This is a genomic window from Bacillus sp. PK3-037 (genome assembly GCF_054161355.1).
Window position 1 is genome coordinate 3860522 of sequence record NZ_CP096408.1, and the last position, 26586, is coordinate 3887107.

25 protein-coding genes and 1 pseudogene are annotated in these 26586 nt (G+C 44.5%); 8 read left to right on the forward strand and 18 right to left on the reverse strand.

Annotation, left to right across the window (positions count from 1 at the left end):
- Nucleotides 1-8 precede the first annotated feature (8 nt).
- The 3 genes from M1D69_RS19805 to gamR form a co-directional block, all read right to left on the reverse strand.
- On the reverse strand, nt 9-1076 hold the full coding sequence (locus M1D69_RS19805; protein WP_458105093.1) for a branched-chain amino acid aminotransferase: 1068 nt from the start codon (nt 1074-1076) through the stop codon (nt 9-11).
- A gap of 235 nt (nt 1077-1311) precedes the next feature.
- Nucleotides 1312-1587, reverse strand: coding sequence for a DUF1648 domain-containing protein (locus M1D69_RS19810; RefSeq protein ID WP_458105092.1), 276 nt, complete (start codon nt 1585-1587; stop codon nt 1312-1314).
- A gap of 61 nt (nt 1588-1648) precedes the next feature.
- Nucleotides 1649-2356, reverse strand: coding sequence for a transcriptional regulator GamR (gene gamR, locus M1D69_RS19815; RefSeq protein ID WP_099043642.1), 708 nt, complete (start codon nt 2354-2356; stop codon nt 1649-1651).
- Nucleotides 2357-2573: 217 nt separating this feature from the next.
- Here gamR and nagB point away from each other — a divergent pair, with 217 nt between their 5' ends.
- From nagB to gltP, 3 genes are all read left to right on the forward strand, one after another.
- Entirely contained in the window at nt 2574-3338 is a 765-nt protein-coding gene (gene nagB / locus M1D69_RS19820; protein WP_458105091.1) for a glucosamine-6-phosphate deaminase, read from the forward strand.
- Nucleotides 3331-5226 carry a glucose-specific PTS transporter subunit IIBC gene (gene ptsG, locus M1D69_RS19825; protein WP_202656623.1) on the forward strand — a complete coding sequence of 632 codons (1896 nt, stop codon included), beginning with the start codon at nt 3331-3333 and terminating at the stop codon, nt 5224-5226. The genes nagB and ptsG overlap by 8 nt, the downstream gene beginning before the upstream one ends.
- A gap of 139 nt (nt 5227-5365) precedes the next feature.
- Nucleotides 5366-6610: a glutamate-aspartate/proton symporter GltP gene (gene gltP / locus M1D69_RS19830; protein WP_024120072.1), complete on the forward strand. Its 1245-nt coding sequence runs from the start codon at nt 5366-5368 to the stop codon at nt 6608-6610.
- Nucleotides 6611-6650: 40 nt separating this feature from the next.
- Here the strand turns inward: gltP and trhO are convergent, their stop codons facing one another.
- From trhO to M1D69_RS19890, 12 genes are all read right to left on the reverse strand, one after another.
- Complete coding sequence (trhO, locus tag M1D69_RS19835; protein ID WP_105955625.1) at nt 6651-7619, reverse strand: oxygen-dependent tRNA uridine(34) hydroxylase TrhO; 969 nt, start codon at nt 7617-7619, stop codon at nt 6651-6653.
- A 216-nt stretch (nt 7620-7835) separates the two neighbouring features.
- On the reverse strand, nt 7836-8714 hold the full coding sequence (locus tag M1D69_RS19840; RefSeq protein WP_458105090.1) for a helix-turn-helix domain-containing protein: 879 nt from the start codon (nt 8712-8714) through the stop codon (nt 7836-7838).
- A 105-nt stretch (nt 8715-8819) separates the two neighbouring features.
- Nucleotides 8820-10139, reverse strand: coding sequence for an erythromycin esterase family protein (locus M1D69_RS19845; RefSeq protein ID WP_458106098.1), 1320 nt, complete (start codon nt 10137-10139; stop codon nt 8820-8822).
- A 128-nt stretch (nt 10140-10267) separates the two neighbouring features.
- Nucleotides 10268-10543 (reverse strand): hypothetical protein, encoded by a 276-nt coding sequence (locus M1D69_RS19850; RefSeq protein WP_458105089.1) that lies wholly within the window; start codon nt 10541-10543, stop codon nt 10268-10270.
- Nucleotides 10544-10600: 57 nt separating this feature from the next.
- Entirely contained in the window at nt 10601-11392 is a 792-nt protein-coding gene (locus M1D69_RS19855; protein WP_458105088.1) for a phosphatidylserine decarboxylase, read from the reverse strand.
- Nucleotides 11385-11873: a DedA family protein gene (locus M1D69_RS19860; RefSeq protein ID WP_458105087.1), complete on the reverse strand. Its 489-nt coding sequence runs from the start codon at nt 11871-11873 to the stop codon at nt 11385-11387. The genes M1D69_RS19855 and M1D69_RS19860 overlap by 8 nt, the downstream gene beginning before the upstream one ends.
- Entirely contained in the window at nt 11864-12397 is a 534-nt protein-coding gene (pssA, locus tag M1D69_RS19865; protein WP_095714500.1) for a CDP-diacylglycerol--serine O-phosphatidyltransferase, read from the reverse strand. Before pssA ends, M1D69_RS19860 begins: the two co-directional genes overlap by 10 nt.
- A gap of 187 nt (nt 12398-12584) precedes the next feature.
- A complete protein-coding gene (locus tag M1D69_RS19870) occupies nt 12585-13481 on the reverse strand; it encodes an alpha/beta fold hydrolase (protein ID WP_458105086.1) in 897 nt (298 codons plus the stop codon).
- A gap of 174 nt (nt 13482-13655) precedes the next feature.
- Nucleotides 13656-14060 (reverse strand): DUF2606 family protein, encoded by a 405-nt coding sequence (locus tag M1D69_RS19875; RefSeq protein ID WP_458105085.1) that lies wholly within the window; start codon nt 14058-14060, stop codon nt 13656-13658.
- Nucleotides 14023-14961 (reverse strand): trypsin-like serine peptidase, encoded by a 939-nt coding sequence (locus M1D69_RS19880; RefSeq protein WP_256766594.1) that lies wholly within the window; start codon nt 14959-14961, stop codon nt 14023-14025. The genes M1D69_RS19875 and M1D69_RS19880 overlap by 38 nt, the downstream gene beginning before the upstream one ends.
- Nucleotides 14962-15112: 151 nt before the next feature.
- On the reverse strand, nt 15113-16267 hold the full coding sequence (purT, locus tag M1D69_RS19885) for a phosphoribosylglycinamide formyltransferase 2 (protein ID WP_458105084.1): 1155 nt from the start codon (nt 16265-16267) through the stop codon (nt 15113-15115).
- 99 nt (nt 16268-16366) lie between these two features.
- Entirely contained in the window at nt 16367-17425 is a 1059-nt protein-coding gene (locus tag M1D69_RS19890; RefSeq protein ID WP_458105083.1) for an iron-containing alcohol dehydrogenase family protein, read from the reverse strand.
- 477 nt (nt 17426-17902) lie between these two features.
- On the opposite strand from M1D69_RS19890, the gene M1D69_RS19895 reads away from it, so the two are divergent.
- The 4 genes and pseudogenes from M1D69_RS19895 (at nt 17903) to M1D69_RS19910 (ending at nt 22387) form a co-directional block, all read left to right on the forward strand.
- Entirely contained in the window at nt 17903-18730 is an 828-nt protein-coding gene (locus tag M1D69_RS19895; RefSeq protein ID WP_429659695.1) for an AraC family ligand binding domain-containing protein, read from the forward strand.
- Nucleotides 18727-19688: pseudogene (locus M1D69_RS19900) on the forward strand (DMT family transporter). The gene M1D69_RS19895 and the pseudogene M1D69_RS19900 overlap by 4 nt, the downstream one beginning before the upstream one ends.
- 32 nt (nt 19689-19720) lie before the next feature.
- The gene (locus M1D69_RS19905) at nt 19721-21898 is read left to right on the forward strand and encodes a glycoside hydrolase domain-containing protein (RefSeq protein WP_458105082.1); all 2178 of its coding nucleotides are present in this window, start codon (nt 19721-19723) and stop codon (nt 21896-21898) included.
- A gap of 60 nt (nt 21899-21958) precedes the next feature.
- The gene (locus M1D69_RS19910; RefSeq protein WP_458105081.1) at nt 21959-22387 is read left to right on the forward strand and encodes a hypothetical protein; all 429 of its coding nucleotides are present in this window, start codon (nt 21959-21961) and stop codon (nt 22385-22387) included.
- Nucleotides 22388-22411: 24 nt separating this feature from the next.
- Here the strand turns inward: M1D69_RS19910 and M1D69_RS19915 are convergent, their stop codons facing one another.
- The 3 genes from M1D69_RS19915 to M1D69_RS19925 all read right to left on the reverse strand — a co-directional run bounded on the left by M1D69_RS19915 (nt 22412) and on the right by M1D69_RS19925 (nt 24922).
- Nucleotides 22412-23665 carry an MFS transporter gene (locus tag M1D69_RS19915; RefSeq protein ID WP_458106097.1) on the reverse strand — a complete coding sequence of 418 codons (1254 nt, stop codon included), beginning with the start codon at nt 23663-23665 and terminating at the stop codon, nt 22412-22414.
- On the reverse strand, nt 23662-24579 hold the full coding sequence (locus M1D69_RS19920; RefSeq protein WP_059334399.1) for a bifunctional helix-turn-helix transcriptional regulator/GNAT family N-acetyltransferase: 918 nt from the start codon (nt 24577-24579) through the stop codon (nt 23662-23664). Before M1D69_RS19920 ends, M1D69_RS19915 begins: the two co-directional genes overlap by 4 nt.
- A gap of 94 nt (nt 24580-24673) precedes the next feature.
- Nucleotides 24674-24922, reverse strand: a complete 249-nt coding sequence (locus M1D69_RS19925; protein WP_059292064.1) for a YbeF family protein — start codon at nt 24920-24922, stop codon at nt 24674-24676.
- A gap of 283 nt (nt 24923-25205) precedes the next feature.
- Between M1D69_RS19925 and glpT the strand changes: the two genes are divergently transcribed.
- A complete protein-coding gene (gene glpT / locus M1D69_RS19930; RefSeq protein WP_458105080.1) occupies nt 25206-26540 on the forward strand; it encodes a glycerol-3-phosphate transporter in 1335 nt (444 codons plus the stop codon).
- Nucleotides 26541-26586: the final 46 nt, after the last annotated feature.

Below are 26586 nucleotides of genomic sequence, written 5' to 3' on the forward strand. Positions count from 1 at the left end.
TTCTATCTTCATACTTCCACTGTCCAATGAAACGGGTCTTTCACTTTTCCAAGCTGAATGTCAGTTATCGTTTGATACAGCTTTTTTGAGATTTCTCCTATTTGCCTGTCGTTCACAATCACCGTTCTTCCATGGATATTGAGTTCGCCGACAGGCGTAACAACTGCAGCCGTACCTGTGCCGAATACCTCTGTCAATTCCCCTCGTGCGGAGGCTGCATAGATATCATCAATCGATATCTTTTCTTCCCGGACCGGGATGCCCCAGCTTCGGATCAGCTCAATAGCAGAAGCTCGTGTAATCCCGCTCAAAATGCTTCCGCTTAATGCAGGAGTAACAACTTCTCCATTTATGACGAAAAAGATATTCATGCTCCCTACTTCTTCCGCGTATTTCTTTTCAATGGCATCCAGCCACAGCACCTGATCATAGCCTAATTCATTCGCCTTCTGCTGCGCCTGAAGACTCGCCGCGTAATTTCCTGACGTCTTGGCATTTCCGACTCCGCCATTAACTGCCCGCACAAACTCATCTTCCACATAGATGCTAATCGGCTGCAGCTGATCGCCATAGTAAGAGCCGACAGGCGAAAGCACGATCATAAATGTATAGTTTTTTGACGCCTTTACACCGAGACTCGGTTCGGTGGCAATAACAAACGGACGAATATACAGCGACGTTCCCTTTTCCCTCGGAACCCACTCTTTTTCCAGCTCGACCAATTGCGTCAGTGCCTCCAGCACCAGCTCTTCATCTAAAGGAGGCATACTCATTCGCTGACATGATCTGTTCAGCCTTTTCATATTTTGCTCCGGCCTGAACAGCAGCACCCTGCCATCTTCAGTTCTGTATGCTTTCAAACCTTCAAAAACAGCCTGGCCGTAATGAAAAACAGAAGAAGACGGATCGAGCATAATCGGTGCATAAGGAGTAAGTCTTGGACGATGCCAGCCCTTTTCCTCCTCATAATCCATCACAAACATATAATCTGTAAAGTATTTGCCGAACCCTAAGGATGAAGGGTCTGGTTTTTCCTTCTTTGATGTGATTTTCTCTCGTTCAATAAGCTTGTTCACTGATAAGCACACCTTTCTAGATGAATTTGTTTAAATTTTCTGTCAATTTTGAGCTGCAAATCGGTAATGCCTTTCTTTTTTTACAGGATGTTTCCGTTCTTATTTGATATAAGAGGGCTCAATTATAAATATCAGAATATTCTTTATCGTCTTCGGCTATTATACACTACATTTCGTGTAAGATGAAGGTGAAGTTAAAGAAAAAAACAGCCAGAGATTTTTCCGGCTGTTTTCGTTAAATTGCTAAAAACAAAATGACAGCATGACCAATCAGCAGAATATAAACCGCGATCCCTAACTGCCAGTTGACCTTCCGCGCCAATGCAAAAACAATCATCAAGGCCGGCAAAATAGCTGTTCCAGCCAGCTTATTGACCGTCAAATCCGGGCTGTTCGTTACATCATAATGGATCGGCATATCTGCCGGAAGAAAAGGATAAAACACCATAGAGAGTACGACAGCCGCAATGACAGACCCCCACACCGCTTTCTCATTCATCAATAGAAACATAGAACCAGTCCTCCTCATTACATCTTAAAACAATAAAGCGTTTTCTTTATCTCCCATTGCTTTACGATTGATATGACTGTTCTACGGTGAATTTCGTTCGATCTCCTCGTGTAATAATTTGTGCATATTCTACTACTTCTTCATTTTTATCATAGGTGAGGGATTCCGATAAAAACGCAGGCGCTCCAACATTGGTTAACAGGTGCCCGCTGATCGTTTCATCCGTTAAAATCGGCTCGATCGATTCCGTCCCCCTGCTGATTTCGATATTGTATTTTATTCTTAATAATTCAAACAGAGATCCGGTGCACTCTTCCTGCGCCAATCCCGGTGCCGCTTTCCAAGGTATATATGAGGTATGGTATTGCAAAGGTTCACCCTCGGCGTATCTGACTCTGACAAGCTTGTTGACAGGCTCATTCTCTTTCATTTTCAGCAGCTCGGCTATGGAATGATCGGCAGGGATCACCACAAGTTCAAGCACTTTTGACTCAGAACGCAGCCCCCTCATTTGTTCTGCAAAACTCGTAATTTTATGCGGAATCGGAGTTTGGATTTTAGCTGCCGATACAAATGTTCCTTTTCCTTGGATTCTCTGAATATATCCTTCAAGCTCAAGCTGCTGCAAAGCCAGCCTTACAGTTGTTCTGCTGACATCATATTGCTCGCAAAACTCGCTCTCTGTCGGCAGCTGGTCATTCGCCTGATATTTGCCCGACTTGATTAATTCAATGATTTTAAATTTGATAACAGAATATAAAGCTGCCATTTCATCCTCCCCATTCTGTATGTAAACCGATCTTTTTGAATGAAACCATAATACCATCTGCCTTCCTATTTTGAAAGATTTGCACTTCTTTTTGTAACAAATTTTCAGAAAATAACGTTGACAATTTTATGGCGATGGTGCTAAATTCGTAATGACAAATGTCATAAATTGATCATAACAAATATGATGCTTGTCTATTTCATTGAGGGGGTGTCAGATGAAGATCATCGTTGCTGATCATTATGAAGATCTCTGTAAGTTAAGCGCTAACATCATTAAGGAATATGTACAGGCAAAGAAAAACGCCGTTCTTGGCCTGGCTACCGGCAGCACGCCGATCGTCTTGTACAAACAGCTCATTTCAGACTATCAGGCAGGCGAAATTGATTTTTCAAAGGTTATAACATTTAATTTGGATGAATACGCAGGCCTCTCTCCATCTCATCCACAAAGTTATAACAAATTTATGCACGAACATCTTTTTCAGCATATCAATGTTCAGCCTGACCATATTCATATCCCGCAAGGAGACAATCCCCAGCTTGAGGCTGAGTGCACAGTGTATGAGGAACTTATCCGCCAGGCGGGAGGCATTGATGTGCAAATCCTTGGCATCGGCTCGAATGGCCATATTGGCTTTAATGAACCCGGCTCTGATTTTGAGGATCGGACACGAATCGTTAAGCTGTCAGAAAGCACAATACAGGCAAATGCCAGATTCTTCGGCGGCGATCCTGTACTGGTGCCGAGACTTGCGATTTCAATGGGCATTAAAACCATCATGGAATTCAGCAAACATATTGTGCTTTTAGCGAGCGGCGAGGAAAAAGCAGACGCCATTCAAAAGATGGCTGAAGGCCCTATCTCGACAGATGTGCCGGCCTCAATTCTTCAAAAACACAATCATGTAACCGTTATCGCCGATCAAAAAGCAGCTCAAAAACTAAAGAAAGCAACTTATAAAGGAGATTGTCATGTTTAAAAAGGCATTTCAAATTCTGCAGCAGCTTGGCCGCGCGTTGATGACTCCGGTTGCCGTCCTGCCGGCAGCCGGTCTTTTGCTCCGTTTCGGTGACAAGGATTTACTGAACATCCCTATTATAAAGGATGCGGGCGGCGTTGTATTCGATAACCTGCCGCTGATTTTTGCCGTGGGTGTCGCGATTGGTTTAGCTGGCGGCGAAGGAGTGGCCGGACTTGCCGCTGTCATCGGATACTTGATTTTAACCGTCACCCTGGATAACATGGGAAAATTACTCGGCCTTCAGCCTCCTTATGAAGGGGCCGAGCATCTGATTGATATGGGGGTATTCGGCGGCATTATCATCGGCCTGCTTGCCGCATATTTGTACAAGCGTTTTTCATCAATAGAGCTGCATCCCGTCCTTGGATTTTTCTCAGGAAAACGATTTGTCCCGATTATTACTTCGGTCAGTTCATTGGTCATCGGCGTCATTTTCTCATTTGTTTGGCCGCTAATTCAAAACGGAATAAACGCCGCCAGCAGCTTAATTGCCGATTCAACGGTCGGCCTGTTCTTTTATGCGACAATCTATCGCTTACTGATTCCTTTTGGACTGCATCATATTTTTTATACACCTTTCTATTTTATGATGGGCGAATACACAGATCCATCAACGGGCAATACCGTAACCGGCGATCTGACAAGGTTTTTCGCCGGAGACCCGACTGCGGGACGTTTTATGATGGGCGATTTCCCTTACATGATTTTCTGTCTGCCGGCAATCGCGCTTGCCATCATCCATACCGCGCGGCCCAAAAAAAAGAAAATGATTTCCGGCGTCATGATTTCAGCAGCGCTTACGTCTATGCTCACTGGAATTACAGAGCCAGTTGAATTTGCTTTCTTATTCGTCGCGCCTGTGCTTTATTTAATAAACTCTATTCTTGCCGGCGTCATCTTTGTCGTGTGTGATCTGTTCCATGTCCGTCACGGCTACACCTTCTCCGGCGGCGGAATTGACTATGTACTGAATTACGGGCTTTCGACCAACGGCTGGGTCGTCATTCCTGTCGGGATCGTCTTCGCCTTTATTTATTACTATTTGTTCCGTTATGCGATTTTGAAATGGAATCTGAAAACACCCGGCCGTGAAGCAGATGAAGATGATCAAAGTGAAGCCAAATCTCCTGTTTCAAAAGACCAGCTCGCCTTCCACGTGTTGCGGGCGCTGGGCGGCCAGCAAAATATCGCCAACCTCGACGCATGTATTACAAGGCTGCGTGTCACCGTTCATCAGCCAAGCCAAGTAAACAAAGACGAACTAAAGCAGCTTGGGGCGGTAGGTGTGTTAGAAGTCAACAACAACTTCCAAGCGATTTTCGGCACAAAGTCGGATGCTTTAAAAGATGATATCAAAACGATTATAGCTGGAGGTGTCCCGGCTGCCGCCGCGGCGCTTGATGCTGAAGCCGAGACCCAGAAGGAGCCTCCTGCCGAAGAGTCTTTTATCTATCCGGTACAAGGAGAAAAACTCTCCCTATCCGACGTGCCTGACCAAGTATTTTCAGAAAAAATGATGGGTGAGGGTTTTGCGATTGATCCAGCAGAAGGAAAAGTCGTTGCCCCCGCTGACGGCGAGATTGTATCGATCTTTCCGACAAAGCACGCCATTGGCTTTACAAGCGCTGGCGGCACGGAAATGTTGATTCATGTCGGCATTGATACGGTGAAGCTGAACGGAGAAGGCTTTGAAGCTCATGTCACGAGCGGCCAAACCGTCAAACAAGGCGAACTGCTTCTAACCTTTGATCTGAATTACATTAAGCAGCATGCCGCTTCCTCCATAACGCCTATTATTTTCACAAATGTATCTGAGGAAGAAATGAACCGTATGAACATGAAGTAAAAAAGTCCCCCTGACGCGGGGGACTTTTTATCCAACATAATGAAAGCGCTACCAAAATAAATTTTTAAAAAAGGGGTTTGCATTTGATTCACGAATGGTATGAATAAGCCTCATCATATCATTCTAAAGGGGGATTCATTTGAAAAAATTTATCGCGTTTCAAATTTTAATCGCATTGGCTATCGGCGCAGTAATCGGCCACTTTTTTCCTGATTTCGGAATGGCGCTCAGGCCTGTCGGTGACGGATTTATCCGCTTGATTAAAATGATTGTCGTGCCGATTGTATTTTCTACCATTGTCATCGGAGCTGCTGGAAGCGGAAGTATGAAAAAGATGGGCAGCCTCGGCGTAAAGACCATTATCTGGTTTGAAGTGATCACCACTTTGGTGCTGGGCCTGGGACTTTTATTGGCAAATGTCTTAAAACCAGGCGTCGGGCTGGATCTTTCTCACTTAGCGAAAAAAGATATTCATGAACTTTCCGGCTATACAGAGAAAGTCGTGGATATCAAACAAATGATCCTCGATATTATCCCGACAAACATCATCGATGTCATGGCCAGAAACGATTTACTCGCTGTCATTTTCTTTGCGATTTTATTCGGTGTCGCCGCCGCCGGCATCGGCAAAGCCTCTGAACCAGTGATGAATTTTTTTGAATCGGTCGCTCAGATTATGTTTAAACTGACGCAAATCGTCATGGTGACCGCTCCTATCGGCGTGCTTGCCCTGATGGCCGCCTCTGTAGGCCAATATGGCATCGAACTCCTCCTCCCCATGTTTAAATTGGTCGGTACTGTTTTTCTTGGTCTGTTTCTGATCCTCTTTGTCCTCTTTCCGCTTGTTGGTCTCATCTTTCACATTAAGTATTTTGAAGTGCTGAAAATGATATGGGATCTGTTTCTGATTGCGTTTTCCACAACCAGCACCGAAACCGTTCTTCCTCAGCTGATGGATCGAATGGAGAAATACGGCTGTCCGAAGCGGGTGGTATCATTTGTCGTTCCTTCCGGCTTATCGCTGAATTGTGACGGATCAAGCTTATACTTATCGGTTTCCTGTATTTTCTTGGCACAGGCCTTCAATGTAGACATGACGCTGTCACAGCAGCTTCTCATGATGCTTGTGCTTGTCATGACCAGCAAAGGCATCGCCGCTGTTCCGTCGGGCTCCCTTGTCGTTCTTTTGGCGACTGCAAACGCTGTGGGGCTGCCTGCCGAAGGCGTCGCCATTATCGCAGGCGTGGACCGCATCATGGATATGGCCCGAACAGGTGTGAATGTACCGGGACACGCGGTCGCCTGCATCGTGGTTTCTAAATGGGAAAAGGCCTTCCGCCAAAAAGAATGGGCCGCCGCAAACGGACAAACGGAAAGCATGTAAAAAAAGAACACCTCTCTGCATGAGAGGTGTTCTTTCCATATTATTCAGCAGCAGCGTGCTCTTCTTTTTCAATCGCTGCAAGTCTGGCACTAACTTCTTCCGCCGTCATATTGTGTTCTTGTACATATAAGTTTCTTGGGTTCGTGCGGCATTCGTGGCTGCAGCTGCGCATATATTTGTATTCATTTTCCGGTGTGCATATGATTTTCTTATTGCATGATGGATTTGCACAGTTGACATACCGTTCACACGGTTCACCTGTAAAGTAGTCTTTTCCGACAATGACATGCTCGACACGGTTGACCGGCACGCTGATTCTTTCATCGAATACGTAGCATTGGCCGTCCCAAAGCTTTCCTTGCACCTCAGGATCTTTTCCGTATGTGACGATTCCGCCGTCAAGCTGTGATACATCTTCAAAGCCTTGCTTCATCAGCCAGCCTGAGAATTTTTCACAGCGCACGCCGCCCGTACAGTATGTCAAAATCTTTTTGCCTTCAAGCATCTCTTTATTTTCTTCGATCCACTCTGGCAATTCACGGAACGCCTCGATGTCAGGACGGACAGCTCCTCTAAAATGGCCGAGATCATATTCATAATCATTTCTCGCATCAAGGACGACTGTATCAGGATCCTGCATCTTTTCAAAGAATTCTTTAGGCTTCAAATGCTTTCCTGTTGTTTCATTCGGATTGACATCATCCTCAAGGCGAAGCGTCACAAGCTCTTTTTTATGACGGACGAACATTTTCTTGAACGCATGATTTTCTTCTTCATCAATCTTGAACACCATATCCGCAAAACGAGGATCCGCTTTCATCGCTTGCATATATTGTTCAGTCTGCTCAAACGTACCTGATACCGTACCGTTAATCCCTTCAGCTGACACAAGAATACGGCCTAACAAACCAAGCTCCTTACAAAAAGCCAGATGCTGCTCTCTAAACACCTCCGGCTCTTCAATCGGAACATATTTATAGTAAAGTAATACTCTGTATTGTTTTTCCATGATATAAACACCCTGTTCAATGATATAGTTAGTTGTTATGCACACTCTTACTATATCATACAGGAAAACACCTCAAAGATGAACACATCCGCCCAGACTGATAAAAATATCCAAACTCTTACAAACCCAAGGGGCGAGCGGGTTTGTAGAAAAACAATAGTATTTTCCATTCATTTACTAATAAATTCACTTGTATTTTTCAGATAACTATATTTATCATTCTTCCTCAAACGATAAATTAACAGGCTCATCTAAAAGCTCTCCCGGCATTTCAAGATTTGTTGAAGGAACGCTCTCGTCTACCTCTTCAAAAACAACATGATCCAGCCACACTTGGCCCGGTCCCGATAGCTGAACGCCGAATGAAATGACAGCACTATTTTCAGGAACATCTAAAACAACAGCGTAATGATTCCAATTGGTTGTTCCTGTAATTGGCCTGTTGCTCATATTATCAAATTGAAGAACATCTTCAGCCGCACTGTCAACCCGCATCCAAAGCGACGCGAAATGCTTTACGCCTTTTGTTTTGATAAAACTTGATAGACGCAATCTTTTCCCGAGATAACGATCCGCCTTAAATTGCTGCATCATCGTCGCAAATTCGCCGATATCCTGCACCATCGTTGATTTTAAATACCCTGACACTTTTCCCTGGTGTACATTTTCCCGGTCAACCCCCATTTCGAATTGGAATGGATGGCTCCCGCTCAATACCCAGCCTTTCATTTTTTTCTTCATGCAAGATTCCTCCTTTTTTGAAGTCAAACGCTTCATAAATGTTCGATATGCTCCCGGCGGCATGTGATACATTTTTTTAAATGCCCGAGTAAACGCCTCTTGAGATTCAAACTGATAATGCAAGGCAATGTCGATAATGCGAACATCTGTATAAAGCAAAGCTGCCGCCGCATTCGCGAGACGTCTTAACCGAATATAAGAAGCAACCGACATGCCGACTTTTTTTTGAAAAATCCGATGAAAATGGAATTTGGAAAAGCCTGAAACACTTACAATATCCTCGTGTGATATTTGTTCATGTAAATGTGATTCAATCCAATCGATTGTTTTCTGGACAGCTTTTTCATAATACATTCACGCTTCAATCTCCTTTCTGTTTTAGACTAATGGATCACAGCTTTCTTGTTTTGATTATTTTTGCGATATGTAAAAATCCCCTGTTACCACAGGGGACATCTCTCACTTGATAATGACTGATGGCGTGATATGCTCCAGCCAAATGACACCGTCATATTGTTCCTTCAGGATCATCTGCTCTTCTTGATCCCCCCAATAGAGTGCTGTCCGCGGGGTGTACATCCACGAAGTGCCCTTCTTGTTTTTTGTATGGAGAAAATCAACAAATACAGCTGGATGGTCCGCAGCTTTCAGCAAAGCTTCAAGACTTCCTGGTGGCGGCGGGCTTGTAACCGGTATAACCGTCTTATTATCGACACTGTCAAGACTCGCACCTGAATACGCATAAATGCCAATCGTATACGTTTGTTTTTTCAGCCTGTCCGGTAAATAATCACCCATGTTAGGTCCGTTTGCGTACGTCCAATCTTGTATCATTTTGGTATTCTGTTTGCGAAGATGGTAATTGTGGCCCCAGACGATGATTTTCTGTTTCGGATAAAGGTTATCCGCGACCCACTGAAATTGTTCAGCCATCATGCGATCTCTTATAATAAACGGGACATCTTCTAATCTCTCCAGTGGTTCTTTTAGATTTTGTTTCATTTCTTGGGGCATATATATTTCCATGACGTCAATTCTCAGCTGAAGGGAATGCATAAACATCTGATAAGCTTTCGGCTCTTTCGGAAGATGTGCTTTTAGCGCTGAAGCGTTTTTTTCAGCGAACTTGATAAGCTCCTGATAGTTTTTTACAAGTCTTTCCTTTTTTTGTACAAATTCATCAAACGTGCTGCTGTCTGTCACCAATGTTGAAAAATCGTTTTCTGATTGGGAAAGCAGCTCCGCTTTTCCCGGGTCTACGGCTTTTACCCATTGATTCGCGGCATCATTGAATGAATTCTTCATGCCTTGAATATCAAAACCGGTAAGAATCAGCGGATGGCCTTTCTCTTTTTGCTCTTTCATATAATCAAACAGCTCAACGACATCTTCTGTGTGCCATACAGCATAAATGGAGTTTTTCATCGTGCTCTTAGGTGTGGATTGGTCCATATTGAGGTAGGAGGCATTAGTATCGGTAAAGGCAGATTCAAAGGCCAACACATCATATCCCAGTTCTTCATGAAGGTATTTGATCATGCGGACCTTTGTTGCATTCATCTCACCTGAGCCATGTGTGGTTTCTCCTAACTGGACGATTCGTTTTCCTTTCAGCACCTTCTTCAGAAATCGAAGATCTTTGTTTGAAGCGTCGGAAGAATCCAGCGGATGGGCATTCCGTTCAATCCAGCGATCCCAATGTTTTTCTTCAGAAGCAGCACGGGCGGGCGCCGCAAAAGAAGAAAACGCCAGACAGACGATCAGCAGCGGCAAAGTCATTTTTACTAACTTATGTTTCAATTCTATCTCTCCTTTTCTGCTAGGTTCTCTAGTAGTTACGAGATAGTTATAGAAAAAGTTTCCTTTTCAGTTATAAAAAAAAAGCTTCTGCTGATAGAAGCCGTTTTTTAAGAGCCTTTCATTGCCTGATGAAAATAAAACCGATACGTATTTCTCAAAAACGTTTCAATCGGGAGCTGCACATCCGATTGGTATTTGTTGATGATGAATGGAAACCGCTCCAATCCTTTTTGGCGCAAATCGTTCACTTGCTCTGCATCAGTTGCCGCCTCTTGCAGAACTGTTTCCACAATCGGCCAGCACGCTTCCTGCACCTTGTGAAGAGCCGCTCCATCTCCGGTTTGCTGATAATGTGTGATCCAGCTGACGATTTGTTTTTCCATCACGCTCACCTTTCTTCAAAAAAAGAGGCGCCGCTTCCATTTGCGAGCTCCTCTTCTTTACTCTCCATAGCCTATCAGTTGCCCGACTTGGACTTCTTGGCCTTCTGTTACATCAGCAGACGGCCGGAACGCGTCTTTTTCAAAGACCAAAATGACGGTTGAACCAAATGAAAAGTACCCCAGCTCCTCGCCGATCTTCAATTGATCACCTGTGCCGGTCTGCACGATTGAGTTAATATTCATCGCGCCGACAGGAATCATCAGCACGTTTCGATTGCCGCTATTCAACTCATAAACAACTCGGTAATTTTTCGACAGTACATCTTTTCCGTATTTTAATCCTAACTGATTCACCGGGTATGAACGGTTTCCGAGTTCAGCCAGCTTTTGATATGTGCAGCTGATCGGGGAATGAAAACGGTGGTAATGCCGCGGGCTTAAGTACAGCACGACGAAATATCCACCGTTGTATTGATGATCAGCGCTTTTACAGCCGGTCAATTCAGCAAATGAGTAGTCTTTTCCCTTTACCGTAAAGGTTTGATTCGGGTTTATCGTCCCTATCGTCTGAACGACACCGTCAACGGGGCTGACCACAGCATGCGCCTCTTCTGAAACAGGGCGCCGCTCCAAATTAATATTCCGAATAAACAATTCCGAAAGCGAACCGTAATCAGCGGCTGTTCCGTCTACATCATTCCAGTTAATTTGAAAGTGTTTAGAGAAGAGCGGAATGACTGGCTTACTGATTTTCGATTCGCAAAATCCTTTGATCAGGCAGGAAGATAATCGATGGTTCGTCAGTTCTATCAATGATCGGTACAGAATCTTTACAGCTGTATTAAACATGAATAACCCCTATAACCCTTCCGATTGTAATAAAAATAAAGCACCACAAAAAGGCGCCGATCGCTGCATACACGATATACGTTTTCAGCTCCATTTTGCCGATTCCTGAAAAATAACACGTCACATGCCTGACGCCTGGAATAAAATAACCTAATATAAGAGAATATGGTCCGTATTTCTTCATCCATTTTTCTACTTTCAGCATTCTCTTTTCTTTCAAACCGACCCATTTGCCATACTTATCGATAAACGGACGCCCGGCCTTTCTGCCGATCATGTAGCTGATCATCATCCCTAACAGGGCTCCGACAAAGCTGATAAAAATGGCAAGCTCATAATTCAGCACATCAATATGCGTAAAATAACCGACGATTGTCATCATGACTTCGTCGGGTATCGGCAATCCAATAATTCCAAGAACAAGCATCAAAAAAATAGCGAGATAACCATAATCCGCTATCAGCTGCTGCACTAATTCCATCTTTCGGACTCCAGATTTTCTGCCGCGTGTTTTTTAAAATGAGGAAATTTCACTTTGCTCACCATTAAATAAGACAGCCCGCATGTGCCGAGCGCCAGCAGAATCGGGTTATTCACAAAGCATAAAATGACGAGACACATTGCCGCAAATGGAATCGGCATTCCGATAAACGTCGGAAGCTTGCTTTGTTCAACATTAAATTTAGAGAGCCGAAGCATCCCGCAAATACTGTAAGCCAGCGCGCATAGTATCCCGATAAACGGCAGGGCATATAAAGCGACACTGTAGGCGAGCATGGATGGCGCCACGCCAAATGTAACCAGATCGGCAAATGAATCCAGTTCTTTCCCCATATCAGATACAGCATTCAGCTTCCGCGCAGCCATTCCATCGAAGAAATCGAGAAACATGCCGGTAAAAATGAAAATCACTGCTGAATGGATGTTGTGAAATATTAAGGAATGAACCGCCAAAAGCCCGCAAATAAAGTTTCCTATCGTAATCATACTGGGTATATAATTCACAGTGTAACCAAACCTCCAATTGAAAAAAACCTTATATCAACACGACGTTGTATATCGAATCAGCGTTACAGGAAAAATCTATCTATTAAGCATGATAACATAGACTGCCAGAAAAAAAGCAGCACTCAAATTCTATTATTATACAACATTTGTTACCTTTTGAACAATGAATGCCAGTCTTTTCAATTTATCTGCAAATTTCATTTTCGCCTAAAAATGACAAAACCCGTTCATTGACATAATCCGGCTGCTCCAGAGGTAACAAGTGTCCCGCGTTCTTAACCATTTCCGTCTGAATCCCCGTAACCAATACAGAAGCTCTTTCTAAAGCCATTTGCTGATGGTACATCACCTCATGCTCACCAAACATCACCAGCATCGGAACCGTGATCGACTTTAACTCCGCGTCTGTGAACACGTACGGGAAGCCATTTTCTCTCGGTGTCAGGCTTCTTTTCTCATCCTGCCACTTGACTCCAGCCTTGATCTGCTTTTGCAGCATGGGATGAAGCTGATAGCGGTCAGCTGTCAGCCACTTGATGTAAGCATCAGCCCCGCTCGGCTCACTAAGGCCTGCGGCATATTTATAGACATCCGGATGAAATGATATAAACGCTTCAGCAGGACTCATGACAACCGCCCGCTCCACTCTTTCAGGCATATCAAGCAGAAAGTTCACTGTATGAAGCCCGCCAAGGGAAAATCCGGCCAGATGTACTCTCTCAAGTCCAAGTGAATCAAAAACATCTTTCAGCCAGTGAGCGCAATCAGCCCTCGTATCCAGAGAGGCTGATGGTATACTTTTATTTTTGTCTCCTATGATATCGACTGCATATGTACGATATTGACCGCTCCACTCGGCGATATTCGGATACCACATGACAGAGCTGAAGAGCCCTCCGTGAAGCAGGACAAGCGAAGGTGCGTCCTTTGGCCCACTTGCCATGATATGTGTTTTTCCGAAACGAGTAGAAACATAGAAAGCTTCCATATCAATCGGCCACAAAGAAAGACTTTCATCATAAGCCTGATAAAAGCATGTACCGCCTTCAGCCGCGGCAAGCTGCATCGAATCTTGTTTCATCTTTTTCTTTTTCCTCCGACTGTCATTTATATATAGAGAAAGGAAACTGCCCTTTCTTGTAAGAAAAAATACCCATTCTTATTATCTCATATAACAATTTTCCAGTATATAGTTTGATCATATACGAAGATCAATAAAAAAAAGACGCCCTTCCTAAACTTGAAGGAAAACCGTCTATTCTTTAAAGACTAATGGAATAACCTTATCTTTTTTGTCCTTTGTTAATGACACTTGATGCGTCACAGACGTTTCATTCTTCGTTAAGGCAATGGAATAGTCACCCTTTTTCCCGGTATCCCATGTGATGTCTCCGTTTTTGTCTGTCAAACCGAGAATCTCACCGATCTCTATATTCGGCTCCTGATCTGATGCCGGCGCTTTGACAATCGTCACTTGAACGCCTTCCACCGGTAACCCGGCATCGTCTTCCACATGAAGGGTCACAGGGATCGTTGTTTCTTTCTGAGCAGAATCTGAATGCGCCTGAGAGGTGCATCCGCATAAAAACAAAATAGAAATGAAAACGGCCAGTTTGCCGTATTTATTGATTTGCCCAATATTGAATATTGTTGAATACATCATTCGTCACCCTTGTTCCCAAGTTATATGACGATCCTCCGTTGGTATGGATTGCAATGGCCGTCTGCCCCGTATCACTATAATTGCGGTAAACAGGCGAGCCGCTTTGGCAGCCGTACGTATCAGTTGTATAGGTCAGCTTATACGTTTCCGCAGAGCGAATCGGCTTTGTATCAGACCACATGGTGCCGAAAGTCTTGTCACACGGATATCCTGTAACTGATGTAGAAAGGCCGACGGGGCTGCTGCTGTTTGTTGTTCTATACCCATACCAGCCAACCGTGTTGCCAGGAGAACCATTTAGTTTAATTGCACCGTAATCATAATTGGTATCTTTGCTTTCCGTCCATCCTTTAACGGAGTAAAACATCGTGCCGGAATAAGTGCCGTATGGATACGATGAACCATTGCGGCCCGGAGCAGCAGTTATTGAAGATGCCCACCCGTGATCCTGGCTGTACACACAATGTCCGGCCGTCACCACAGTATTCGGGTTCACTAAAAAGCCTGTGCACCCATAAGTGCTTGAGGTATTGGGATATTTGATTGAGAGCTGAACCGTTGCTCTGTAAGGAAATGACGTAGTGCCTGAAATTCTGACGCGTTCATCAGATCCAATTACACTTGAAGGCTTTAAGGATTTAATGTTTTTTTCTGATTCTATAAGCTCGTGTAATGTTTTGCTTGTTTTTCCGGTTCCTTCATAAGGATCAGAAACCAATTCCGCTTTCGACGTCTGGTTATTGCTGACTTCAGCTTCCTTTCCCGTATTGGAGACAGAGGTTTGCGGGTTCTCCGCCGCTTCTGCCGGCGTTCCGAAAGATACCGCCGCTGCCGTTGCCAAACACAAAATCGTAAAACCTGCAAAGCATTTTTTTCCGAATCTTGAGACTACTCTCATTTTAGTCATCCCCCTCCTTTTGTGTCAACCAGCCATTTCATTGGAAGACTTTTACATTATAATCAAGAATTTGATTCTTATGATACAATTTTTGGCGGTGATGATAAAAAAAACGGGCCATGTATCAAGACAAGGCCCGTCTGTTTCATGTTTATTGAATCGATAGTTGATCCAGCGCTTTCTTCGCGTTCTCTCGCGCTTTTCCAACAGTGTCAGCCGCAGAAAGCGCAACCGCCATACGGCGTCCGACCTTCGTTATGGGCTTTCCAAACACGCGCACTTGTGTCTTTGGCACTGCCAGCGCGTTTTCCAAACCTTCAACAGTGTAATCCGCTGACTCTTCCGGTGCTTTGAGGGGCCGGCTGGCGCCTGGAGAAAGCTGTGTGATTTCTGTAATCGGAAAGCCGAGAATCGCCCGGACATGCAGCGCGAATTCCGACAAATTTTGCGTCACCAGCGTCACAAGACCTGTATCATGCGGTCGAGGAGACACCTCACTGAAATACACCTTGTCTTTCGCAAGGAAAAGCTCAACACCAAACAGACCGTACCCGCCAAGCTCATCCGTAATGGCTTTCGCAATATGTTTCGCCTCTTCAATTTGCTGCTCTGTCATATGATGAGGCTGCCATGATTCGATATAGTCTCCATCCTTTTGCACATGGCCGATCGGCGCACAAAATACCGTACCGTTCACTGCACGCACAGTTAAGAGTGTGATTTCTGATTCGAACGGGATAAACTCCTCGACGATCACGCGTCCGTTCTTCACTCGTCCGCCTTCCATCGCCGTCTCCCAGCAGCTCTCCAAATTCGCTTCTGAGCGGCATACGCTTTGGCCTTTTCCTGAGGAACTCATCAACGGTTTGACGACACAAGGAAAGCCGATATGAGCTGCCGCCTGTACAAATTCTTCATATGTATTCGCAAATTCATAGCCTGCCGTCGCAAGCCCGAGCGTTTCTGCCGCAAGCCGCCTGATGCCTTCCCGATCCATCGTCAGCTTTGCTGCACGCGCATTTGGGATAACGTGAAATCCTTCCTCTTCAAGCTTCAGCAATTCATCCGTCGCGATTGCCTCAACCTCAGGCACAATCAAATCAGGTTTTTCTTTCTCAATAATGTGTCTGATCTGCTCACGATCCAGCATGTCAATGACATAGCTTTTATGCGCCACCTGCATCGCCGGAGCATGCTCGTAGCTGTCTACCGCCACCGTCTCTACCCCGAGACGCTGGGCTTCAATCACAACCTCTTTCCCCAGTTCACCTGATCCTAACAACAAAACCTTCTTTGATTGATACATCTTTGCCCCTCCTATCTGTTCAAAAACCATTATAACTGAAATATTCAAAAAATAAATTTCGCAATAAAAAAGCTAAAATAAGAAAACCCTTATTATAGCTTATGATTCCAAAACATTGATTGCCGCCACAACATCCGCTTCACAAAAAGAACCCATCAAACATAACGATTCTTCCGGCTTGCACGCATGAGCCGCAATGACTTTCTTCGCTTGCTCTTGATCCTTATGGATGCCTAAATCACTCAGTTTCACCGGGAAGCCAAGCTGCTGATAAAACGGAATCAGCTCTTCAATTTCCTGATTTCTCTTCTCAAGCGCAAGCTGAATCAGTATGCCGTACGCCACCTTTTGTCCGTGCAGTACATGATGGGTTTCCGGGATAAAACTCAGACCATTGTGAACCGCATGGGCACCCGCCATCCTGCCGAAGCGTCCGGCATAACCGCCTACAGTTCCTGCCAATGTAATAATGGTTTCTGCTACAGCTGTGAAAGAAGCAGAGGCTTCCCCTCTCTCAAGGCTTTCAACAGCCTTAAGGCTTTCCTGCAGTAAAAGATCACGAATATAGACAGACTGCCTAAGCCCTGCTTCGACCATTAATGAAACAGGCTCCTTCGTATTTCTGATAATGGCTTCCGCTTCATACCACTTCGCAAGCGTGTCGCCAATTCCGCTTTTGACATATTCGATAGGAGAAGAAAGCAGCAATAACGGATCAACGAGTGTCAAATAGCTGGAACGTTTATGATAATCGACTCGGATAAAGTTGCCTTCTTGATCATAGATCACGCTCAGCGGCGTGCTTGCCGCGCACGTTCCAGGGATTGTCGGAACAGTTATGACTTCGATATCCAAACGATCTGCGACAGCTTTCGCGGTGTCTAACACTGTTCCGCCGCCAATCCCAATAATGAGATCAGCAGATGCCGCTTGTTCCGCAATCTCCCCTATTGCTTCAGGAGAGCTGTACCCTTTATGCTGAATCACTCTCCACTTTGGCGGAATCGCAGCATACGTTTGAAACGCCTCATACGACTTGATGCCCGTTACAACAACAGGATGCTTCCATCCCTTCACAAGTGCCGGCAGCTCTTTTACAATTCCTTGTTTGCATATGTATTGATTCGGACCGCTTCGGACAATATCTTCTGGCTGCATTTCCATCTCTCCTCCATTTTTTCATCAATCATCTCACTCTCCTTCAAATGGTGTCAATCCGCTTTCCCCGCAAACCACCCGCCAATGGCATAAGCGCTGAAAAATGGAGTAATCCCTGTAATCCCGCCTCATAGAGCAGTTCCTCTGCTATACGGGAACTGGATGAGTACTCATGCCTATGGAATCCACCCTGGGGTAGGTTATTGGCAAAAAAAATGTTCTTCCACGGAACGAATTGACATCTCAAAAATCGAAGCCAGCAAATGGCGCTTCTTTTATTAAACTATTAATATTCCTTTGGTAATTAATGTTGGGCAGTTTATTAGTACTTCACAAAGCTAATGGCGAAACATGACGTTAGCAGCAGGTAATGTAAATCACCTGCTTTCTCCTTGTCCTGCAGCAACATCATACAAGAAATCCCCAAAAATCATGCTACACTTAACCCAAGACCACCACACCGACAGGAGGCATCCCATGCAAAACGAAACCCGAACACTGCATCTTGATCCGCACCTTCATATAGAAGCCTACCGCTTCAAGGGAATTATGCAAAAATTCCCGAATCACTTTCACGATTATTATGTGATTGGTTTTATTGAAAAAGGGCAGAGGTACCTGGCCTGTCAAAATCAAGAATATATCATCAATCCAGGTGATCTTCTTCTCTTTAACCCCCGTGACACGCACAGCTGTGAGCAGATTGACGGGCGCACGCTCGATTATCGGTGTATCAACGTGATGCCGGATGTCATGAAGAAGGCGGTGGAAGAGATTACTGGCGCCGGGCATCTCCCTTATTTCTCCCACCATGTGTTATTCCGCCATGAGCTGACATCCAGTCTGCAGGAATTGCATATTCTGATTTCCAAGGAAAAGCAGGCTTTGCGCAAGGAGGAGCTGTTTCTTCATTTACTGGAAGAGCTGATCCGCCGATATTCAGACGTTACGTTCCCCGACAGCATTCCTGAACCATCCGACGAAGTCAAAATGGTTTGCGGATTTCTAGAAGAACATTATGCCGAGAACGTCACGCTCAATGATTTGAGTGAACTAACAGGCTGGAGCAAGTATCATTTATTGCGTTCATTTACAAAACAAAAAGGAATTACGCCTAATAGCTACCTGGAGACAATCCGGATTAATCAAGCGAAAAAACTCCTTGAACAAGGGGTTAGACCGATTGATGCTGCATTTCAGACAGGATTCAGCGATCAGAGCCATATGACGAAGTTTTTCAAACGTCAGGTGGGGCTGACGCCGAAGCAATACATGAAGATTTTCGAAAGGGAGTTTCAAAAATGAGCATTCAACGAGAAACTGCCGGCCATACAGCGGCGATTGTGACCATTTTGATTTGGGGCACGACCTTTGTTTCGACAAAAGTTCTGCTGGCTGACTTTACTCCGATGGAAATATTATTTTACCGGTTTTTGATGGGCTTTATTGCTCTGATCCTTGTACGTCCTAAAATGATCCCGTTCAAAAGCTTGCGGCAGGATGTTGTTCGCCGGAGCAGGTTTATTTGGCGTGACCTTATACTTTCTACTAGAAAATATAGCGCTCACGTATACATACGCATCCAATGTTGGCATGATTGTATCCATTATTCCGATGATCACTGCGGTTCTGGCTCATTTTCTGCTTGAAGGGGAAAAACTGCAGCTGACTTTTTTCATCGGATTCGCTGCAGCGCTGACCGGGCTTTTATTGATTACTTTCAACGGTAATGTCGTGCTTCACCTGAAGCCGCTCGGGGACATCTTAGCCGCCGCAGCCGCTCTCGTGTTTGGATTTTATTCGATATTTATGAAGAAATTAAGCGCTCACCGTTATCACATTATCGAGCTGACACAAAGAGTATTTTTGTACGGTTTGCTGTTTATGATTCCCGCTTTATTCTTGTTTGACTTCCATCTTGACCCGAGCCGCTTTTCAACCGCTTCAAATGTACTCAACATGCTTTACCTCGGCATTGGCGCTTCCGCCTTATGCTTTGCCTCATGGAATTACTCGGTTGGCGTGCTCGGCGCCGTGAAATCCAGCGCTTATATTTACATGGTGCCGGTTATCACAATCATCTCTTCCATCATAATTCTGCAAGAAAAAATGACATGGATTGCTCTTCTGGGAGGGGCGCTTACACTGTTAGGACTCTACATTTCAGAGCTGAAACCGAAAGCGAAATGGAAAGAAGAACGGGTTTAAAAAAGATGCCGTATCGGTATCCTTTTTTATTTCGTCCTACGTTTGCCACCTATAGATGAACGCGATCAAAAGAATGGAGGAATCGAAATGGATGAAATGGTTTTAATCACACAGCAGTGGCTGAACGAGACGTACAGAGGCAAACATGGGTATAACCCAGTAGAAGAAAGCGGGAAAACTGGGTGGGATACGATCTACGGTCTGACTCGGGCGCTTCAAATTGAACTAGGTATCTCAGAGCCAGCTAATAACTTCGGGCCAACAACACAGCGCTTATTTAAGCCTCTTAAACGCCAAGCTCCAGATTCAAAACCAAGCAACATGAATTTTATTTTACAGGGGGCTTTATGGTGCAAAGGCTTTAATCCCGGCGGTTTTACAGGCGTCTTTTACGAAAAAACAGAAAATGCGGTGAAGGAGTTTCAGAAAGCTGCAGGACTGACAACTCAGGACGGAATTGTCACCACCTTGATTATGAAAGCCTTATTGGACATGAGCGCTTTTAAGCTGGTGTCTGGGGGCGATTCAAGAATCCGCCAGATTCAACAAAACTTAAACCGGGACTACAATGACTATATCGGTTTAATGCCTTGTGACGGACTGTATGCCCGCGATACCAACAAGGCCCTTATTTATGCTTTGCAAAAAGAAGAAGGTATGAGCACAAGTGTCGCCAATGGATTTTTCGGAAACGGCACAACAAGCTTATGCCCTACTTTAACTCCCGGTGATTCGAGAACAGGCTTTGTTTTAATTGTTCAGTACGCCCTTTATTGCAACGGAAAATCATTCGACCCTGGTGAGTTTGACGGCAAATACGGCGTCGGTGTTGTTTCAGCCGTTAAAGCATTTCAAGCGTTCATGTGCCTGCCGCAAACAGGTTATGCAGATATGCCGACCATTAAAGCTTTATTATCAAGCTCAGGAGACACAACACGCACCGCTTCAGCTTGTGACACCGCTACTATTATAACTACAGAAAAAGCCCAAACACTGCGGAACAACGGTTATAAAACAATTGGCAGATATTTGACCGGAAATGTGCGGACAAGCAGCGGCCTCACATCAAAAGCCCTGACGGCTGAAGAACTTGCAGTTATTTTTAATGCCGGATTAAAGGTCTTTCCAATTTATCAAGACGGCGGCTATCAATCTTCTTACTTTGTAAAAGACCAAGGAACAAGAGATGCTTACAGTGCGGCATCAGCAGCTCGCAGACTAGGCTTCCCATCCGGAACGACCATTTATTTTGCTGTCGATTTTGATGCCTACGATTATGAAGTAACTGATAAAATTATTCCTTATTTCCAAGAAATCAAGTCAGCTTTTGCGAAAATGCAGACATTTTCTACTGCGCCTAAATACGAAATAGGCGTATACGGACCAAGAAATATTTGCATCCGAACCCAAGAAGCAGGACTCACAAAGTATAGTTTTGTGGCAAATATGTCAACTGGCTTCAGCGGCAATCTCGGTTATCCAATGCCGCAAAACTGGGCTTTCGATCAATTTTATGAGGGAACAATCGGAAGCGGTTCCGGAAGCATCGGCATTGATAAAGACGGTTTTTCAGGCAAAGACTCTGGAGTAAGCAGCGTAAATCCGCCTGCAGATCCGGTATATGATGCCAGACTGCGCACACTAACGGATATTTTATCTACCATCCCGGCTTTAGAGAATCTATCAGGTCTCGCAAACGCGATGTTTGAATTTGATACGACAGAAACCATTTTTACATCACCAGAGTTGGATATTATTCTATCCACATCACTTCTTGCAACCATACCGAGCGAAGGCTCACCAAACACAATTACCATTACAAATGGTAAACCAGGTGCCTATATCACGGGTTTATTGGGCGATACCCAAACGTCTCTCACTGCGTCACAAATTGATTCTTATCAAAACCTTTTAAACAGTCTCAGCTTGTCAGTACGTAATGGATTTTTAGAAATTTATGTGAACCCGACAGCTCAATCATTAAATATTCAATTTAAAATCTATACGCCTGATATTCCAGTAGGTGACAGTGCTACAACTGGACTTACGACTACGATTACGTTTAAAATAAAACAGAAGCACTTTAGATTACCAGATTCGGAAGAAGAAGTATACACACCAAATTGGGATACTATTGTAAACAACATGCTGCTGGTAGGTACAGGTATTATTGTAGTTGTAGGTATTGGTGCTTTAGTACTCTTAGCACCTGAGGCAGGAGCAGCGGCAGCACTGTTCGGTTCGTTATTAGCAGCTTTTAGATAGTTTTATAATCCATGAATACTCTATGAGTATTCATGGATTTATTTTCAAGGAGGATTCTACATGAAATTTGATATGCAAATTTATAGGGAAACAGTCAAAAAAATTGAAACTGAATTGTTTCCTGTCAGAAATAATGATAATGAATTATTGACATATCTTATGAAACAAGATTCATTGACATTAAACCAAATGAAAATGTGCTTAACTGAACCTGAACTCACCTTCAAGCATTCTATTAAAATCGTATTTTCCGTCACATTAATAACTCTATATATATTTTTTTTCAGCACTCATTATAATGACTTAATAGCCATGTCTATACAAATGTTGTTTGCGTTGATCGGGTTGTTTTGGATTGTTGCATCTTTTCCAAATGCTAAAAGAATTCAAATCTCCCAAAACTTCAAACAAAAATCCGAAAACACCCGCATTGTCGGTATGATCGACTTCGTATTAGAACAAAAATACAAAAAAAGCATCTCTGAATAATCCTCCAGAGATGCTTTTTCTCACTTACACCTTCTCCGTCACAGCCTGACTGTCACGATTCATCGCCGCAGGCTCCCTCAGCATCACGTTCATCACGCTTGCAAGCACAAGCATTCCAATCGATAAATAAAAAGCCAGCGTATACTCACCTGTTACGGTATAAATGACGCCGGGCACATATGCTCCGAGGGCAGAGCCGATCTGATGGGCAAGTGACAGCCAGCCGATCATGAGGCCGATCGAGTAATTTTGAAAGTACTGGGTGGCAAGCATTTGCGTCGGCGCTACCGTTGCAAAGTCCACCAATCCAAACAGAACCGCAAAGCCTAAAAGCAAGTAGGGTTCGTGGCTGTAAATCAGAATCACAATCGACAGCGCGCGCACCGCATATAAAAAACAGAGGATTTTCCGGCTGCTCCACCGATCCGCTATGATTCCGGACAGTAAGATACCAGCGATGTTAAAACCGGCCAGCAGACTGACAGCGGCGCTCGTAACAGTCGTAGAAAAACCGTGATCATGAGAAAAGGGAATCAAATGGGTATCCATCAGTCCGACGGTCGTAAAGCCGCAGATTAAAAACGGAAGGACCAACAGCCAAAACTGCCTCATACGAAACATCGCGGTTACTGAGCCTGCTTTGGTTTTTGAGCCTGATTCTAACTTCTCCTCAGCAGCCCCGCCGATCGGCTCTTCATTTTTTTCTGAAGGATGATTTCGCAGCAATAAAAGGGCTGCCGGAAGGACAACGACCATTAACAGCAACCCCAATGCCACAACCGTCAGCTTCCAGCTAAACCAATGGATCAGCATAAGCGAGCCGGGAACCAGCAGCATTTGCCCCGCTCCAAAGCCCGCTTCCATGATTCCAAAGGCAAGGCCGCGCTTTTTGCTGAACCAATTCACCACCAGCACACTTGTTGCTACATTCGACGCTCCGCCAACTCCGAGTGACACCCCCAACCCGTAAAGCAGAAAAAGCTGCCACGGTGAAGTGATCAAACATGTCGAGAAAATGCTGATCCCGGTCAGTAACGTGCTCCATGATAAAACCGCCCGTGCGCCCCATCTGTCCACAAGCCGCCCGATCACAGGCTGGGATATCCCGTAAACAATAAAGCTCAGCGTTGAAATCAGCGAGATGGTGCCCCTATCCAGCGAAAACTCCCGCTCCCAAGGCTCGACAAACGCACCAAACGACAGGCGCACACCTTGTACGGCCAATAAAATCAAAAAGGTGATAAAAACGATGATCCAGGCATAGTGGAGTCTTTTCATGACAGCTCTAAATCCCATCGTTCTTCTGTCAGATGCTGTCCCCATAATGGCGTTTCTTCCTTCACTTCACTCAGTCTGAATCCAAATTTCTCGTAAAGCGGACGAGCTTCAGCCATACTGCTCACTGTCCAAAGAAAAATCCGTTCAAACTTCATCTCTCTGCTATATGTAACGAGATGCTCAAGCAGTTGCGTGCCCAGCCCTCTGCCTCGAAACGCGGCATCAACCAAGAACCATCTCAGCTGCACCGTCTTTTTATCTTGTTTGACCAATCCCACACAGCCTGCAAATTTTCCGCCGCTTTCCGCGATCCATATCTTTTCAATTTCCGCGTCAAATGTCTCATGGAGATAAGCTAAAAATGTATCATCCCAGCCATGAGTCTCTGCATAAAATTGCCTTTGCTTTTCAATGAGAAGGTGAATATCATCCGAAAGATAATAATCTCTTACTGAAATGCCTGATGACCTGGATGAGAGCGACTGTGACAATATGGCTTCAATCTCCTCCATAGCCGTCGCAAGCTTGTGCTGTTCTTCATCATCGATTTCCTTCAGCATCAGCTCAACCTGTTCATTTGCTTTCTTCTCAAGCTTTTTATAAATGGCTTCCCCCGTTTCCGTCACATATATATAATGATGGCGGGCATCGGCTTTGCTCTTCTCTTTATAAATCAAATCTTCTTTTTCAAACTGTTTCAGCATCCTGCTGACATATCCCCGGTCAAGCCCCAGCTTATCCTGAAGATCTTTCGCCGTACAATTTGGCGTATTGTAAATCTCAAATAAAATCCGTGTCTCCGTTAAGGAAAACGGGCTGTCATAAATGTGTTCGTTAAGGAAGCCAAGAACATTCGTATAAAACCGATTGAACTTTCTGAATTTTAAGCCTGTTGCTGATTCATTGGTTTTCAAACTTCTCCCCACTTTCTTATATCGTTGATTAAAGCCATTATAATCATATATAGTTGCCATAGTCAACGATATATCAAAAAAGCGGGACGAAATTTCATTTTCCAGATGCCTTCCTCTTTCTCAGCACCATCAATGTAATATACGATAAAATCAGCGAAAACAAGCTATAGACAACGACCCAACCCAAAAAAGATTGATTGAAAACCGTAAACGTAAGCACGAGAGAAATGATCAAACTAACTAACGGCATCATATATACATTTTTACAAACATAAGTCCCGGCGACCGATAACACAATAATTGCTAACGGTAAAATGCCGAATGCGATATCTAATTTATCCACCTGCAACAGCCTCCCCCCAGATTTTTATGTTACTTGTAAAAAAACATAACTACCAAAAGGATAACATTTACTTTTTCACACAATTTAAAATTACCCGTTTACATTCACTCCAGACTATGATAATTTAAGAAAGCGCTATCATTATAAGTTAATAGCTTGGATGGAGATGAGGAGAGCCAGGAATTCCACCCCTTTTAATAAGGGGGTGTTTTCTGGCTCTTTTTGTTTTTCAGAAAGGGGGGCACGCCACACATCCAACACAAACAGCAAAGGGGATGATTTGATGTTTCACTTATTTAAACCGGCTCCGCACATTGAGAGACTGGATGATTCAAAGACGGATGCGGCTTATAAACGGCTCAGGCTGCAAGTATTCTTAGGTATTTTTATCGGCTACGCAGGCTATTACCTGCTGCGGAAAAACTTTGCTTTTGCCATTCCTTATCTGCAGGAACAAGGGTTTTCAAAAACCGAGCTGGGATTGGTGCTGGCCGCCGTATCCATTGCGTACGGCTTTAGTAAATTTATTATGGGCATGGTGTCCGACCGCTGCAATCCGAGGTATTTTCTCGCGACAGGCTTATTTTTATCTGCAATTGTTAATATTCTTTTTGTTTCTATGCCCTGGGTAACTTCGAGTGTCACCATCATGTTTATTTTTATGTTTATCAATGGATGGTTCCAAGGAATGGGCTGGCCTCCATGCGGCAGAACGATGGCCCATTGGTTTTCTATTAGTGAACGCGGCACGAAGATGTCGATTTGGAATGTCGCTCACAACATTGGCGGCGGGATCCTGGCTCCGCTTGTCACTCTTGGAATTGCGATGTTTGTCACTTGGAAAAGCGTGTTTTTCTTCCCTGCCATTATTGCGATTCTGATTTCATTTTTAATTGTCCTTTTGGTGCGGGATACCCCTCAATCTTGCGGGCTTCCGCCAATTGAAGAGTACCGGAACGACTATCCAACACACGCTTTCAAAGATCAAGAAAAAGAATTAACGACAAAAGAAATCCTTTTTCAATATGTACTTAATAATAAGTTTCTTTGGTACATCGCATTTGCGAACGTATTTGTTTACTTTGTGCGGTACGGCGTAGTGGACTGGGCGCCTACTTACTTAACAGAAGCCAAAGGGTTCTCCCCTGAAGACTCCCGGTGGTCGTATTTCCTTTACGAATACGCCGGCATACCGGGAACGATCCTGTGCGGCTGGATCAGCGACCGCTTCTTTAAGAGCCGCCGCGCACCGGCAGGCGTTCTGTTTATGGCAGGTGTTTTCATTGCCGTATTGGTGTACTGGCTGAATCCGGCCGGCCATCCGCTGGTAGACAACATCGCTCTGATCAGCATCGGCTTCTTAATCTATGGACCTGTGATGCTCATCGGTCTGCAAGCCATTGATCTTGCTCCGAAAAAAGCAGCCGGAACTGCAGCTGGTTTGACCGGGTTTTTCGGATACATCGGCGGGTCTGCTTTCGCAAACGCGATTATGGGATTTGTCGTTGACCGATTTGATTGGAACGGCGGCTTCATCATGCTGGTCTCATCTTGTATACTGGCCATCGTGTTCTTGGCTTTGACATGGAATACGGGAAAACGGGCGGAGCATGTTTAAGAGAGAATGATGATTTCAAGCTCGTTCCATACAGCAGCGAAAATCG